The 265-nt window shown below is 59.2% G+C and carries 1 protein-coding gene; it reads right to left on the minus strand.

The window, feature by feature from the left end; all coding sequences use genetic code 11:
• Nucleotides 1-265, minus strand: a 265-nt coding sequence (locus SB725_RS31760; protein WP_410923421.1) for a motility-associated protein, incomplete at both ends; no start/stop codon positions are given.

Genomic DNA, 265 nt, shown 5'->3' on the forward strand with positions numbered 1-265 from the left:
GCGAAAATCGGGCTGGCCGCGGCGTCCTCGATATCGCCTTCGATGGCCATCATGCCTTCGCGACGACTCTTGTTGAGGATCTCGTAGATCAGGCCCAGCACTTCCAGGTAGAAGGTGTGGGTGAAGCGCGAGCTGAACATGCCCAGGGATTTCTTGACGACGTGCATCGTCATGTAGCCCGGGTTGGCCTGGAGGAATGCGCCAAAGGCTGCGCCGCCGATGATCAGCACTTCGAAAGGCTGGATCAGTGCCGCGATTTTGCCGT

It is taken from the genome of Pseudomonas sp. SIMBA_041, from assembly GCF_046535095.1.
In the GTDB taxonomy this organism is placed as follows: domain Bacteria; phylum Pseudomonadota; class Gammaproteobacteria; order Pseudomonadales; family Pseudomonadaceae; genus Aquipseudomonas; species Aquipseudomonas mucoides.